Source organism: Thalassotalea crassostreae (assembly GCF_001831495.1).
Lineage (GTDB): Bacteria > Pseudomonadota > Gammaproteobacteria > Enterobacterales > Alteromonadaceae > Thalassotalea_A > Thalassotalea_A crassostreae.
Genome location: NZ_CP017689.1, coordinates 2,380,549 through 2,393,750, shown reverse-complemented (window position 1 = coordinate 2,393,750; position 13,202 = coordinate 2,380,549). Strand labels below are relative to the sequence as shown.

The window sequence follows — 13,202 nt, the reverse complement described above, 5'->3', positions numbered from 1 at the left end:
GATTAGAAAAATTTATGAAAAATCAGTAATGAATACCCGATTACCGCCGTTAAATTCGTTAAAAGCCTTCGAAGTTGCCGCTAGACATCTTAGCTTTACTAAAGCTGCAAATGAACTATTTGTTACCCAGGCGGCAGTTTCACACCAAATAAAGTCGTTAGAATCATTTTTAGGCATAAAATTATTTATGCGAAAGAACCGTTCATTGTTATTAACGGAAGAAGGTCAGTCCTACTATTTAGATATTAAAGATATTTTTAATTCACTAAATTTAGCAACACAAAAGTTATTTGCTAAGGGAGAAAAGGGAACCATTACCGTATGCATACAGCCAAGCTTAGCGATACAATGGTTAGTGCCTAAGTTGAGTGAATTTAACGCTAAATATCCTGAAATTGATGTGCGCATAAAAGCTGATGATGGTGATGACGATACCTTGCATGATGATGTTGATATCGCCTTTTATTACGGCCGTGGACCTTGGGCTAATGTCAACGCCACAAAAATCATTGATGAATATTTACAGCCTGTTTGTTCTCCTGCAATGTTGATGTCTGGCAATGCGTTATTCGAGATTAAAGATTTAACGAAACAAACGTTATTGCATGATACGAGCCGAAATGATTGGAAGCGTTGGTTTAAATCTGTAGGTGAAGATTCAAAGTTAGTTAATATTAAAGCGGTTAAACAAGGCCCTATTTTTAGCCATTCTGCACTTGTATTACAAGCTGCAGTCCATGGTCAAGGTGTTGCTTTAGTCAATAATATTCTGGCTAAGCCAGAGCTAGAAGCAGGGCGCTTGGTAGCGCCATTTCCACAAGTGTTAAATACCAAGAACGGCTTCTATATTGTTGTTCGTGAAGAGCAGTTGGAGTGTTCTCGAATTGCGCAATTTCGTGATTGGGTAATTGCAACTGTCGCAGCAGAAGCCTCAGAAGTCATTGAACTGGAGAATTATTAGTGAATTATCAGGACGATTTATCAATTAGCGAATACTCAGTTACTAATGCAGTCGCGACGGTCATTTTCAGCCATGGTGCAGGTGCAAATATTGAACATGACTTTATGCAACGAATGATAAAGTTACTAAATCAACGCCAGCTTAACGTCATCGCCTTTAATTTTCCTTATATGCAGCAACGTTTAATTGACGGTAAAAGGCGACCTCCTAATAGAATGCCGGCGTTAATGGAAAGTTTTAATAAACGAATTGACGCGTATAATCAATCATTACCGTTATTTATTGGCGGAAAGTCTATGGGCTCTCGTGTAGCGGCAATGGTTGCAGAAAGTGAAAAGGTACAAGGCGTATTTTGCTTAGGTTACCCATTTCACCCTCAAAAAAAGCCGGAAAAGACTCGTTTAGAGCCACTAGAGCAAAACCATACGCCTGTACTTATTTGTCAAGGTACACGCGATGCATTAGGTAACGAAGCAGAAATTGCAGGGTACTCTTTGTATAAAAACATTTCTGTGCAATTCTTTGCTGATGGTGATCATGATCTAAAGCCTAGGGTGAAATCTGGTTTTACCCATCAACAGCATATTGAAAACGCAGCTGATATGATTAAATCCTTTATTATTGAGAACTTATCATGATTGTTAAAGTATTAGCGCTAATTGCTGGTATAATGGCCGCTGCGTCAGTTTTGTTAAGTGCTTGGTTGTCGCATGCTGGTCGTGAGCTAAGCTTAACGGTAGTTAATAATTTAGAAACAGCGATATTGTTTGCTTTTATTCATAGCATTGCGGTGTTTATCGCATTGTCGACAGAGCAACAAAAGAACAATGGTTTAGCGCTTATTTCAGCGTGTGGTTTTGCGTTTGGCTTAGTGGCATTTTCATTGTCTATTATGATTAAGTCTTTATTTGCGATTACCTTATTATCGGTGTTCACGCCGTTGGGGGGAATTGCGTTTGCAATTGCATGGTTATTATTAGCAATTGCTTTTACCAAATCTGAAGTGTCTGATCTTAATGCAAGTGATTAGATATTTAATTAATACAGGAATATAAATTTAATGACTGCGATCGTACTTTATTGTCGCCCCGGCTTTGAAAAAGAATGTGCCGCCGAAATTACTGAAAAAGCATCTTGGAATGAAGTTTTTGGTTTTATTAAGCTAAAGAAGAATGAAGGTTTAGTGGAATTTCATTTATATGAAGCAAAACAAGCAGACATTTTAATTCAAAAGCTACCGCTTAAGCGTTTGATTTTTGCTCGTCAATGGTTTGTAACACTAGGTGATATTGTTGAGTTACCGGAATATAACCGGGTAGAGGCTATTGCTGAAGCACTAGGTGATGAATCACATTACCAAGAGTTAAGGGTAGAAACCTTAGATACCAATGATGGTAAAGCATTAAGCAAATTTGGTCGTAAACTGTCGGTACCATTGCGTCAACATTTACGTAAAACGTCTGTATTAGCTCCGCTTAGTAAACAACAGCAAGAACAAGAGCGAGGCGCAGTATCTTTACATGCATTGTTCTTTTCTGGTCAGCAGGTGCAACTTGGATATTCCTATGTTCGTAATAGCTCTGTTCATGAAATGGGCATCCCAAGGTTGAAGTTTCCAAATGCATCACCGAGTCGTTCGACATTAAAACTTGATGAAGCATTTTTATATTTTGTTCCAAAGGAAGAACGAGAAACCCGATTAACCTCTGGGATGAACGCGGTTGATTTAGGTGCGGCGCCTGGTGGTTGGACTTATCAATTGGTTCGTCGTGGCATGATGGTTAAGTCAGTAGATAATGGACCAATGGCAGAATCATTGATGGAGACCGGTCAAGTTAAGCACTATCAACAAGATGGTTTCAAATTTAGACCACACAAAAAGAATACTCACTGGTTAGTGTGTGACATGATTGAAAACTCATCACGGGTTGCCAAATTGATGGCCAGTTGGATTGTCGACGGTGACTGTAAAGAAGCCATGTTTAACTTAAAGCTGCAGCCTAGCAAATCACGTTATCAGCAAGTAATGAAAGATATTCAAGCGATCAAAGACATAATGTCAGATAATGATATTTGGTATGAATTGTATGCAAAACACTTGTATTATGATCGCGAAGAAGTAACCGTACATTTACGCGTTTTAACGAGAACCTAGGCTTAAATTGCGGTGATATTATTGGCTTAGTATCGAGTTTTAATCGTTGCTTAGTGAATTGTCACCGCAGCATTGCTGTAAAGTTAAAAAAGGCTAAGATATCGAAGACATCTTAGCCTTTTTTATGAAAATTTAATGTGTGCTTTAATCGATTTTAAAGCTATTTTTGTAGTCGAGATAAGCACTATCACCGATACCAATTAACTGACCATTTTTAAATAGTAATGCCGTGCATTCATCTTGAGTGGTGATGCCATCAGACTCTTTATGTTGAGTTCGGTAAAACATGACTTGGTAACTATCCTGTTCTACTTTTTTTGCTTCAGTCAGATCTGGGCTACCTAAATCTATGATGATTTGATCTGTGCTAATAGAATCGAGTTGTAACTTAGCGATATACGTTCGGTTAAAGCCTTCACGCTCATCCCATTGCATTTTATCTGGTGTATCTTTGTAAAAGTGCATAACTGCCATGGCAAATACACCATAAGCGATAATAGCGATAAAAATCCAAAATATAACTTTTTTACTCATTGTTTACCTTTCTGAGATATTTATGTATTTTCGGCTTCTAAATGAAGACGAATATCTTTTAAATTGAATCCTAATGGGATGTCTTGTTTTAACGTTAAAAGCTGTTGTGCCAGCTTAGTTTGCATTTCTGCATCTTTCATTTTATTTGCAACCGTACGTTTTAAATTATCGGCGGCTAATATTGCTGCGACACTGCCATGTTCTTTTAATAATTCTGTAGCTGTCACCGGTCCTATACCTGCAACACCGGGGATCTTGTTGGTGGTATCACCAGTCAGTGCCCAATAATCAATAAGTTGATCAGTGTTCACTGAAAACTTATCGAGTACATAAGCTTGATCAAAATAACGTTTGTTAAAATAGTCATATACATGGATATGATTACCCAATAACGGTAAAAACCCTTTGTCGGTAGAGATAATGGTCGTCTTTTGATCTCGCAATGCCATTTTAACCGCTAGCGTTGCGATCAAGTCATCCGCTTCATCTTGCTCTGACTCTAATGAGTCGACGCCTTTTTCTAAGAAGCTATCTTGAATATCAGGCAAAGATAACGCTAGATGCTCAGGCATTTTCTTTCGCCCTTTTTTATAATCAGGAAAAAGCTTATAACGCCAACACTTACCGTGGCAGTCAAAAACTGCCAATGCATGTGTTGGTTGATGTTCATTAATAATTTTTTGCAGTGCCTTAGCGGTCGCTTGCTTAGTATTATGAACGATTTGTTGTTTGGTATTATCAGATAACTCACCCAGGCCTAAAAAAGGGCGCTCTTGTACCGCATAAATCCTGCGGATTAAGTTCATTGCATCGATAAGTACTAAGTGAGCTTGCATGTTATTGTTATTTAGCCGCTATTTGATAACAAGGCGTATATTCGCCCTGTAATTTCATTCTTTGTTGTTTGACAAAGGATGATAGCAGGTTATCCATGTGTGTCATAATTTCTTTATCGCCTGTGATTTGATAAGGACCGTTTTCTCGAACAGATTGTACCCATTCTGGTTTCACATTACCGGCAACAATACCGGAAAATACTTTTCTTAAATTCGCCGCCAGTTCATTAACGGGAAGGTCTGGCGTTAACGAAAGGCTAGCCATATTTTCATGGGTCGGTTCAAAAGGTCGCTGAAATTGTTGTTCAATTTCAATAGTCCAATTGTAATGATATGAATCACCAACTGCTTTGCGGTAATTAATCACCCCGTCTATTTGTTCACTTAAATACTTTGCTGCATCGACAGCATCTTCAATCACAATGGAATAGAGTTGCTGTGCTTGAGGACCCAATATATTGCCAATAAATTCATCAAGTTGTTCAAAATAAGCTTTAGCAGAAGCTGGTCCAGTTAAGATAATTGGCAACTTTTGCAGCTTGTTTTCCGGGTGTAATAATATGCCCAAAATATACAATAGTTCTTCTGCTGTTCCTGCGCCACCAGGAAAAATTATCAAGCCATGACTCATTCTCACGAACGCTTCTAAACGTTTTTCGATATCAGGCATTATCACTAGTTCATTGACGATAGTATTTGGTGGCTCTGCGGCAATAATACTAGGCTCTGTTAGACCGATGTATCTGCCTGCATAATTTCGTTGCTTAGCATGACCAAATGTAGCCCCTTTCATTGGCCCTTTCATCGCTCCCGGTCCACAACCTGTACAGATGTTGATACCACGTAAACCTAATTGATAACCAACTTCTTTAGTATATTTATATTCTTCCTCGTTAATCGAGTGGCCTCCCCAACAGGTGATAATAGCTGGTGTGCTATCGAGCTTGATGGCATCAGCATTGCGGATGATATCAAATACCATATGAGTGATTAAATTTGTTGGCCTTGGCGGTGGCGTACATAGATAGCGAGAGTTTATAAACAATATATCGCGCAGTACTGCAGAAAGTTGCTCCTTGATACCGACAATGAGCTTATCATCAACAAATGCATGAGATGGAGGGTTTATCAATCGCAGTTTCACCCCGCGCTCTCGCTTTAATACCTGAATATCAAAATCTTTATAGGCGGCGTATATTGCTTCAGCATCATCTGTATCGCTGCCAACATTAAGCACGGCAAGAGAACAGTTGCGATACAACTGATAGAGTTGTGAATTGGCCGAATGTTGTAATTGATCAACTTCTAGGGGTGATAATAAACACATATTACCAACCGGGTTAATTTCTATTTGCATAGCACACCTTTAATGGCGACACCCTTGAGATTGTTATACGTTTTTGAAAAAACGCTTCATACAAAATGAATGTGCCGCTTTAATAAACCTAATATTAACGATTGAGATGAAAATTATTATTCTCATTTGTTCTTCGTTTGTTCAAAATTTGTTCTTATTAAATAAGAGCTTAACGAAAAATATATAAGCTATTAGGACTATTTTTAAGTCTAGTGTATTTCTCAATGTTTGAGAAGCGTAGCTAGACGTTAAAACGTAAACAGATGTTGCAAGAATCTAATCAAGGCAATACTTAAGCTTGTTAACTCGATTAAAACACTGTTATTGACGAAGCGTTCTATTTCTCGGCGCGGTGTTGTTTTCACTGCTTCTATAAGGGTTAATGTCCAATCCTCCACGGCGAGTATAACGGGCAAAAACAGTAAGGGATTGGCACTGACAAAACTCCATTATGTCGGTATAGATACGCTCGACACATTGTTCATGAAATTCATTGTGCATTCGAAATGAAATGATATAGCTAAGTAACACTTTATGGTTAATGGCAGGGCCTTTATAGCTGATATACACACTTCCCCAATCAGGTTGGTTGGTGATCAAACAATTAGACTTTAACAAATGACTGACCAGCTTTTCTTCGACAATATCTGAGGTGTCTGCACAAGCGGTTTTTAATATCTCCCGATCAAATTCAAACCCATCAATGGTCAAATCAATATCATCAATTTTGACTGCGTCTATAGCGGATATAGCAAGAGGAGGGCAGTCATCAACATCAAAAAGCGTTACCGTGACATCACCTTGTGCAACTTTAGTTAAATCTTCGGTTAAAGTCTTTTCAACGGCAGCGCTATCAGCAAATCTAGATTGATTAAGACTGTTGAGGTAAAGCTTGAAAGACTTTGACTCTACCAAGTTAACGCTATTACAGGAAAAACGAAATTCAGCTACAGCAACTTTAGGTTTACCACCTGGCTCTAGCCAAGATAATTCGTAACCATACCAAACATCTTCGCCATAAAAAGGTAGCTCGCCATCTAGATCTAAGTCTTCTCTATTTAACGCTCTAGGCACCCCTTGTAATAACTCCGGTGCATATTCACTTTTGTAATCTGTGGTTTTACCTAGCACTAAAGTTTTTAGTTCGTCGGCATTTTGATATAGGCTCATAAATTTATACTATAAAATTCGTTGTCGTTAAGTGGCTGTGTGAAATGGTGTCATTCATTTCAACTAATCGCTATAATGGCGTTACATTGCTTTTATTTTAACGTATGACCATGAATAACAACAGCTTAGCCGAGATAATTTCTACATTTAGTCAATCTTATATCAACCACTTTAAACAGCAGCATCAGCATTTACCAATGGTAGAGCAGGATAGTGATTGGATTTCCCCTTGCGAAACAGGCGAAGCCGACAAAGAAGGTAATATTCAGTGGCAACCTGTTGCAATGGACGTAAACGTTTCTTTCGATAATGTTGAAAAGGCACTTGAAGTTGAATTGCATCCGGATATCAAAACCTATTTCTCACAAATATACTCTGAGTCAATACCTGCAAGCTGCAGCGAAGGGAAGCTAGAGCTGTTGTTTGCTTGGAATAAAGATGATTTTGAGCGTTTACAACAAAACCTTATTGGTCATGTATTGATGAAGCGCAGACTGAAACAAGAGTTAACAGTATTTTTCGCAGTAACTGACGCAGAAGAAATTAATCTTGTCATACATAACCAAAGCGGTGAAGTATGGGCTGAGCCGGTAGGATGTGAGCCGAATAAAAAACTCGCCAATAATCTTAGCGAGTTTTTTCAGCTACTGAGCTTGGATTAACTAATATTGGGACTAGCGATTATTTGGGTTAACGATTAATAGGCCCTATTTGTTTGACAGTTGGCGTTCTATTGTTTCCAATTTTGCTTCTAATTGTTCAATTCGTTGCACAAGTGGTCTAGTTGCATTTTCAATTGCTGTTGCTAGATCATTGTCTATGTCCGATTCTTTAAGAGGCTCCGCTTTCTCTTTCGCTTCTACATTGCCTAACTCTGGATTACTTTGCCAATTCTGTAATCCTTTTATTACTTGTGCAAGTGGTAAAGTTTGACCAAGGTTTGCTTTGATTAAAGCGACACTAGGTGTTTTGCCTTCATTAGAAAGGCGTGTGGCTATTCGGTAAATTTCGGCACTAATTATCATTATTAAGTTGTTAAATTTTTGTGTGTTAATTTGCTTAAATAGTAGCGAAAATGGCTAACCTTGTCATCATTTTAATTTACAGTTATTTGTTAATTCCTGTAAAAACAACAGCTTAAAAAATTGGCAAGCGATTTGCTTAATAGATAACTTAAGTAACTTAGGTAATTTAGTTTAAAACATTCTTATAAAACTAGATTATTGAGTTTAATTTTAGAAACGTAATACAAAAAAAATATCCAAGAGGGAAATTATGAAAAAATCTTTAGCTACGTTACTGTTACTTGCACCACTTACTTTAGGATTAACAGGTTGTATCATCGTTGCCGATGGTGATGGTAAATACAACTCATCTGTAGATCACGAAGACCGCGAACGCGATAATCGTTCTCAGATCGCTAACTTAACGCTAAATACGCCGATTGATAAAGTAAAAAACCAATTTGGTGTTCCAGATTTTAACGAAACTTACACTAAGGAAGGCGAAACGATTCAAGTTCTATTCTACCGCACAATGCGAAAACATTCAGACGGTATGACAACTAAAGATGAATGCACACCGTTATTATTTAAAGATGGTGTGTTAACTAGCTGGGGTGATACTGCACTTCAGCAGCTATAAGTAGATATAACTAATTAATAGTTGTAGCAATAGCGGCATTAGATCCTCGCCTCTATCGGACTTACCTTATATTGCTTTATAAAACACGATGCTAGCTGTTTCATGCTTGCATCGTGTTTTTTTGTTGCTAAGGTTTTATTCTCGTCAAAACCTAATTCGCCTATATTGAAGATGCTGTTGTTATTTAAAAATGATTCAAATTTGACCAGTTTGTTAAAATCTTGTTATGGTGATAATCCGTTGTCGAAAAGTATTAAGAATAAAAAGCTAACTTATCTAGGCTTTTTTCAAATCAATACCGATTCAAATGCGAGTAATAATAAAAAATTGATCTAAAGAAATTAGTAATCAAAATAAAAACTAACAATAAAACTTAGCACTAAGCTAGACCTAACAAATAATAAAAGTTTCGTAATCGACAACGCAATCAAACAAAAGAATTATAAGCGAGTGGTGATATATGAATGATGTTCAAGTTCTTACAGAAAACGAAATAAGAGCAGCCTATTTAACTGCGCCAGAATTAAAGCTGGCAGCATCTTTATTGTATCAAGCCTATCATGACGACCCTGTATTTGTTGATATATTCAGTAATGGCAGCGGTGACTACGAACAAAAACTTAGAGCATCTATTCGCGAAGAGCTTGCGGCATTTTGGCAAGCAAAGCAGCCGATTTTAGGGCTTTATATGGGCGAGGCATTAGTGGGGGTTGCATGTTTAAATGGCCCTGATGCAGGTTTTGGCTCCGATAGATTTTGGCATTGGCGCTTGAAAATGATGCTAGGAGCCGGTTTTGTAAGCACTAAACAAATGATCCAAAAAGAAGAGCAAATTTTAGCGGCAGTGCCAATGCAGCGCTTTCATATGCTGTCATTTATTGCGATTCACCCTTTGCACCAGCATCATGGTTTTGGTCATTATCTAGTGGCTGCGGTAAATACTGTCTTAGAGGACCACCAAGACAGTGAAGGTGTGGCTGTGTACGTAACCACAGAAAAGTATAAAGAGTTCTTTAGTGAGTGTGACTACACACCAGTAAAAGAAGTGACAGTTGGTAATGTAACAGGACCACTGATGATCCATTATCGGAAGCAATAAGCTTAAGTTAACGGAATAAACTTAAACGATTTTACAATAAGGACTATGCGTGACCACCAAACGATATAACAGTTTTGCGGAATTTTATCCGTTTTATTTAAGCCAGCATCAAGATCCTACTTGTCGTTTGTTGCATTATCTTGGTTCAACCACAGCATTAGTGATTTTGCTTTATGCCATTTTTAGCGGCCAATTAAAGATGTTGTGGTTACCTCTTGTTATCGGCTATGGCTTTGCTTGGGTTGGCCACTTTGTTTATGAAAAAAATAGACCTGCCACATTTCAATACCCTCTATATTCATTTATTGGTGATTGGGTGATGTTTAAAGATTTTCTTTTAGGTAAGAAATTTTAAATTTATTCGCTTAAACCACCAACTTTCCATATTTAGTTAAAAAAATGTGAAATTAAGCACAGAAACTAGGTGCAATTAATGGCATACTTTCTCTTTTTAAATGATTAAAAATTTATATAGCAATAGAGTTAGAGAATAAAAATGATTATTGATGGAAAGCAAGCTGCTGCCGACCTAAGAGTTGAGCTCGCTGCACAAGTAAAACAATTACAAGACGAAAAAAATATCACCCCAGGACTTACCGTTGTTCTTGTTGGAGAAGACCCTGCGAGTCAGGTTTACGTGCGTAATAAAGTAAAGCAAACGCGAGAAGTTGGCATGATTTCAAATGAAATCAAATTGTCAGCAGAAACAACAGAACAAAAATTGCTGAACGTATTAGATGAATTGAATAATGATGATTCAGTGCACGGCATTCTTGTACAATTACCTTTACCTAAACACATCAACGAAACGACTGTTATCGCTAAAATTGCTCCTGAAAAGGATGTTGATGGTTTTCATGCGATGAATTCAGGTCGACTTGTTAATGGTGAACCTGGTGCATTAGTTCCGTGTACACCACAGGGGTGTATTATCCTTGCTAAAAAAGCCCTAGGCGATAACTTAAGTGGCAAAAATGCGGTTGTTATCGGTCGCTCTAATATTGTAGGTAAGCCAGTCGCTCTTCTATTATTGCAAGAGAATTGTACCGTTACTATTGCCCATTCTCGAACCCAAGATCTTGGCGCAGTGTGTCGCCAAGCTGATATTATTATTGCTGCTGTTGGTATTGCTGAGTTTGTCCAAGCTGATTGGGTAAAACCAGGTGCGACGGTAATTGATGTTGGTATTAACCGCATTGAACGCGACGGTAAAGCTAAGTTAGTAGGGGATGTTGATTATGCTAATGTCGAGCCGATAGCAGGTGCAATAACTCCTGTACCTGGCGGCGTTGGCCCAATGACAATCGCATGCTTGTTGAAAAATACCGTTGAAGCGGCACGCAACGCGAGTTAGAAATAGTTGATACTTAAAGCTTGATACTAAAACTAAAAGCGTAAAATACTAAAAGGCGATTCTTTACTTTCAAAGAGTCGCCTTTTTTAATTTAGTAATTCATTCACTTATTCAATCAGTTATTCATTCAGTAAAGAAAGAATAACTAAGTTTGAGAATGAGTAAATTAACCGTATAGCTCTTTTGCCATTTGTTCACGCATATCTATTTTTCTAATTTTGCCCGTTACTGTCATCGGATATTCATCAACAAAACGAATATAGCGGGGTATTTTAAAATGGGTTATTTGACCCTTACAGAAATCACGAATTTCATCATCAGTTGCTGTTTCACCTTCTTTCAATTGGATCCATGCACAAACTTCTTCACCCATTTTTTCATCTACTACGCCGAAGACTTGAACCTCAGAGATCTTTTCATGGGTATATAGGAATTCTTCAATTTCACGAGGATAAATATTTTCACCGCCGCGGATCACCATATCTTTGATACGACCGGTAATTTTTATGTAACCATGCTTATCCATGGTGCCTAAATCGCCGGAATACAACCAACCATTTTTAATCGTTTCAGCGGTTTTTTCTTCATCATTCCAGTAATGCGACATTACCGAGTATCCGCGAGTACAAATCTCACCTTGCTCACCGATTGCGCATACACGTCCTGATTCATCCACTATTTTGATTTCTACATAGGGGATAGCTCGACCAACAGATTGAGTGCGGTTTTCTAAAGTATCATCTGGTAGCGTCATATTGTTAATAGGACTAACTTCAGTTTGACCGTATCCGATCACCACACTATCCATATGCATTTTATTAATGATGTTGTTCATCAGCTCTTCAGGACAAGGTGCGCCAGCGATAACGCCAGTGCGCAGGGAACTAACATCATAATCGCCAAAGTCAGGGTGATCTAGTTCCATCACGAACATAGTCGGTACGCCGTGTAAGGCTGTACATTTTTCTTTATGAACGGCTTCTAATGTTGAACGAGAATCGAATGATTGAGCGGGGAATACCATAGTAGCACCGGTAGTTACACAGGCTAATACGCCTAAAACCATACCGAAACAATGATATAAAGGCACAGGAATGCAGAGTTTATCGTCATTAGTAAATTGCATTCCTTTGGCGGTATTAAAACCGTTGTTTAAAATATTGTTATGACTTAATGTCGCGCCCTTAGGATTACCTGTTGTTCCGGAAGTGAACTGAATATTAATGGCGTCGTCTGGCTGTAACTCAATGGCTAACTCGGCAAGTCGTTGGGTGCTTGCGGCGCCGCCCATTGCGCAAACACTGGCAAAATTTAACATCCCAGGAGTGTGCTCTACACCCATGCGGATCACTGTGCTTAGATGAGGAAGCTTTTTAGAGTTTAGTTTACCTGGTTTACAGCTTGAAAGTTCAGGCGCTAACTCGGCTAACATAGTTAGGTATTCACTAGTTTTAAAGCTTTCTGCGCTAATAATCGCTTTACATTCAACTTTGTTTAATGCGTATTCTAATTCGTACAAACGATACGCGGGGTTAATACATACCATGATGGCGCCAATTTTGGCTGTGGCTAACTGAGTTAGAACCCATTCGTATGAGTTTGGTCCCCAAATACCAACACGATCGCCGGGTTCAATACCTAACGACAATAAGCCCGTCGCTAATTTATTAACTTCTTGTTGTAGCTGAGCGTAGCTCCAACGGATATTTTGATATCGAACTACCAGTGCTTCGTTATCAGGGTATTGATCGGCAATACGATCGAAACAATTACCTATCGTTTCATAGAGTAATTGTCCATTGCCTTCACCGGTCATATAACTTTGGGTTAATGTTGTCATTATTCTTCCTCAAATAGCATATTTTCTAGTGAAATATGTGGTGGGTGTCATTCAAGTATAATTATTTGATAACCAATGTACCTGTCTATAGGGATAGATTGGTTATCATTGTGAGCCATTTTATTGGCAACAGAAATTCGATTTCTGCTTAAGTAGAAGAAACCTGTTTTATAGTTAACGCTAAATTTGGCCAAAAAAAAGGACCTTCCAACAGGAACGTCCTTTTATGATAGCGGCCATATTTTGCAGATA

General features: G+C 38.2%; 15 protein-coding genes. 9 read left to right on the top strand and 6 right to left on the bottom strand.

Going from position 1 to position 13,202, the window contains the following annotated elements:
- Positions 1 to 28: 28 nt before the first annotated feature.
- The 4 genes from LT090_RS10220 to rlmM are packed head-to-tail and all read left to right on the top strand — an operon-like array spanning position 29 to position 3,116.
- Complete coding sequence (locus LT090_RS10220) at positions 29 to 961, top strand: transcriptional regulator GcvA (protein WP_068545361.1); 933 nt, start codon at positions 29 to 31, stop codon at positions 959 to 961.
- Positions 961 to 1,599, top strand: a complete 639-nt coding sequence (locus LT090_RS10215) for an alpha/beta family hydrolase (protein ID WP_068545362.1) — start codon at positions 961 to 963, stop codon at positions 1,597 to 1,599. Before LT090_RS10220 ends, LT090_RS10215 begins: the two co-directional genes overlap by 1 nt.
- A complete protein-coding gene (locus LT090_RS10210; RefSeq protein WP_068545363.1) occupies positions 1,596 to 1,991 on the top strand; it encodes a DUF423 domain-containing protein in 396 nt (131 codons plus the stop codon). Before LT090_RS10215 ends, LT090_RS10210 begins: the two co-directional genes overlap by 4 nt.
- Before the next feature lie 30 nt (positions 1,992 to 2,021).
- Positions 2,022 to 3,116, top strand: coding sequence for a 23S rRNA (cytidine(2498)-2'-O)-methyltransferase RlmM (rlmM, locus tag LT090_RS10205; protein ID WP_068545364.1), 1,095 nt, complete (start codon positions 2,022 to 2,024; stop codon positions 3,114 to 3,116).
- Between the two features lie 144 nt (positions 3,117 to 3,260).
- Here rlmM and LT090_RS10200 read toward each other — a convergent pair whose 3' ends face one another.
- From LT090_RS10200 to queF, 4 genes are all read right to left on the bottom strand, one after another.
- Entirely contained in the window at positions 3,261 to 3,650 is a 390-nt protein-coding gene (locus LT090_RS10200; protein ID WP_068545365.1) for a DUF3192 domain-containing protein, read from the bottom strand.
- A 20-nt stretch (positions 3,651 to 3,670) separates the two neighbouring features.
- Complete coding sequence (xni, locus tag LT090_RS10195; RefSeq protein ID WP_068545366.1) at positions 3,671 to 4,486, bottom strand: flap endonuclease Xni; 816 nt, start codon at positions 4,484 to 4,486, stop codon at positions 3,671 to 3,673.
- 7 nt (positions 4,487 to 4,493) lie between these two features.
- Complete coding sequence (gene ppnN / locus LT090_RS10190; RefSeq protein WP_068545367.1) at positions 4,494 to 5,843, bottom strand: nucleotide 5'-monophosphate nucleosidase PpnN; 1,350 nt, start codon at positions 5,841 to 5,843, stop codon at positions 4,494 to 4,496.
- A gap of 321 nt (positions 5,844 to 6,164) precedes the next feature.
- The gene (gene queF / locus LT090_RS10185) at positions 6,165 to 7,013 is read right to left on the bottom strand and encodes an NADPH-dependent 7-cyano-7-deazaguanine reductase QueF (protein WP_068545368.1); all 849 of its coding nucleotides are present in this window, start codon (positions 7,011 to 7,013) and stop codon (positions 6,165 to 6,167) included.
- 110 nt (positions 7,014 to 7,123) lie between these two features.
- On the opposite strand from queF, the gene syd reads away from it, so the two are divergent.
- Positions 7,124 to 7,675 carry a SecY-interacting protein gene (gene syd / locus LT090_RS10180; protein WP_068545369.1) on the top strand — a complete coding sequence of 184 codons (552 nt, stop codon included), beginning with the start codon at positions 7,124 to 7,126 and terminating at the stop codon, positions 7,673 to 7,675.
- A 45-nt stretch (positions 7,676 to 7,720) separates the two neighbouring features.
- Here syd and LT090_RS10175 read toward each other — a convergent pair whose 3' ends face one another.
- The gene (locus LT090_RS10175) at positions 7,721 to 8,038 is read right to left on the bottom strand and encodes a hypothetical protein (RefSeq protein WP_068545370.1); all 318 of its coding nucleotides are present in this window, start codon (positions 8,036 to 8,038) and stop codon (positions 7,721 to 7,723) included.
- 250 nt (positions 8,039 to 8,288) lie between these two features.
- Between LT090_RS10175 and LT090_RS10170 the strand changes: the two genes are divergently transcribed.
- The 4 genes from LT090_RS10170 (at position 8,289) to folD (ending at position 11,110) form a co-directional block, all read left to right on the top strand.
- Complete coding sequence (locus LT090_RS10170) at positions 8,289 to 8,657, top strand: DUF3192 domain-containing protein (protein WP_068545371.1); 369 nt, start codon at positions 8,289 to 8,291, stop codon at positions 8,655 to 8,657.
- A 460-nt stretch (positions 8,658 to 9,117) separates the two neighbouring features.
- On the top strand, positions 9,118 to 9,756 hold the full coding sequence (locus LT090_RS10160) for a GCN5 family acetyltransferase (protein ID WP_068545373.1): 639 nt from the start codon (positions 9,118 to 9,120) through the stop codon (positions 9,754 to 9,756).
- Between the two features lie 49 nt (positions 9,757 to 9,805).
- Positions 9,806 to 10,111, top strand: a complete 306-nt coding sequence (locus tag LT090_RS10155) for an Mpo1-like protein (RefSeq protein ID WP_068545374.1) — start codon at positions 9,806 to 9,808, stop codon at positions 10,109 to 10,111.
- Positions 10,112 to 10,252: 141 nt separating this feature from the next.
- A complete protein-coding gene (folD, locus tag LT090_RS10150) occupies positions 10,253 to 11,110 on the top strand; it encodes a bifunctional methylenetetrahydrofolate dehydrogenase/methenyltetrahydrofolate cyclohydrolase FolD (protein WP_068545375.1) in 858 nt (285 codons plus the stop codon).
- Between the two features lie 166 nt (positions 11,111 to 11,276).
- On the opposite strand, the gene LT090_RS10145 is transcribed toward folD, so the two are convergent.
- Positions 11,277 to 12,950 (bottom strand): AMP-binding protein, encoded by a 1,674-nt coding sequence (locus LT090_RS10145; protein ID WP_068545376.1) that lies wholly within the window; start codon positions 12,948 to 12,950, stop codon positions 11,277 to 11,279.
- Positions 12,951 to 13,202 lie beyond the last annotated feature (252 nt).

What these genes read in the sequence shown, in the direction of transcription:
- LT090_RS10170 (WP_068545371.1), top strand. Translation starts at nt 8,289, where the DNA reads ATGAAAAAATCTTTAGCTACGTTACTGTTACTTGCACCACTTACTTTA.
- ppnN (WP_068545367.1), bottom strand. Translation starts at nt 5,843, where the DNA reads ATGCAAATAGAAATTAACCCGGTTGGTAATATGTGTTTATTATCACCC.
- LT090_RS10175 (WP_068545370.1), bottom strand. Translation starts at nt 8,038, where the DNA reads ATGATAATTAGTGCCGAAATTTACCGAATAGCCACACGCCTTTCTAAT.
- LT090_RS10220 (WP_068545361.1), top strand. Translation starts at nt 29, where the DNA reads ATGAATACCCGATTACCGCCGTTAAATTCGTTAAAAGCCTTCGAAGTT.
- folD (WP_068545375.1), top strand. Translation starts at nt 10,253, where the DNA reads ATGATTATTGATGGAAAGCAAGCTGCTGCCGACCTAAGAGTTGAGCTC.
- rlmM (WP_068545364.1), top strand. Translation starts at nt 2,022, where the DNA reads ATGACTGCGATCGTACTTTATTGTCGCCCCGGCTTTGAAAAAGAATGT.
- xni (WP_068545366.1), bottom strand. Translation starts at nt 4,486, where the DNA reads ATGCAAGCTCACTTAGTACTTATCGATGCAATGAACTTAATCCGCAGG.
- LT090_RS10145 (WP_068545376.1), bottom strand. Translation starts at nt 12,950, where the DNA reads ATGACAACATTAACCCAAAGTTATATGACCGGTGAAGGCAATGGACAA.
- LT090_RS10160 (WP_068545373.1), top strand. Translation starts at nt 9,118, where the DNA reads ATGAATGATGTTCAAGTTCTTACAGAAAACGAAATAAGAGCAGCCTAT.
- queF (WP_068545368.1), bottom strand. Translation starts at nt 7,013, where the DNA reads ATGAGCCTATATCAAAATGCCGACGAACTAAAAACTTTAGTGCTAGGT.
- LT090_RS10210 (WP_068545363.1), top strand. Translation starts at nt 1,596, where the DNA reads ATGATTGTTAAAGTATTAGCGCTAATTGCTGGTATAATGGCCGCTGCG.
- syd (WP_068545369.1), top strand. Translation starts at nt 7,124, where the DNA reads ATGAATAACAACAGCTTAGCCGAGATAATTTCTACATTTAGTCAATCT.
- LT090_RS10200 (WP_068545365.1), bottom strand. Translation starts at nt 3,650, where the DNA reads ATGAGTAAAAAAGTTATATTTTGGATTTTTATCGCTATTATCGCTTAT.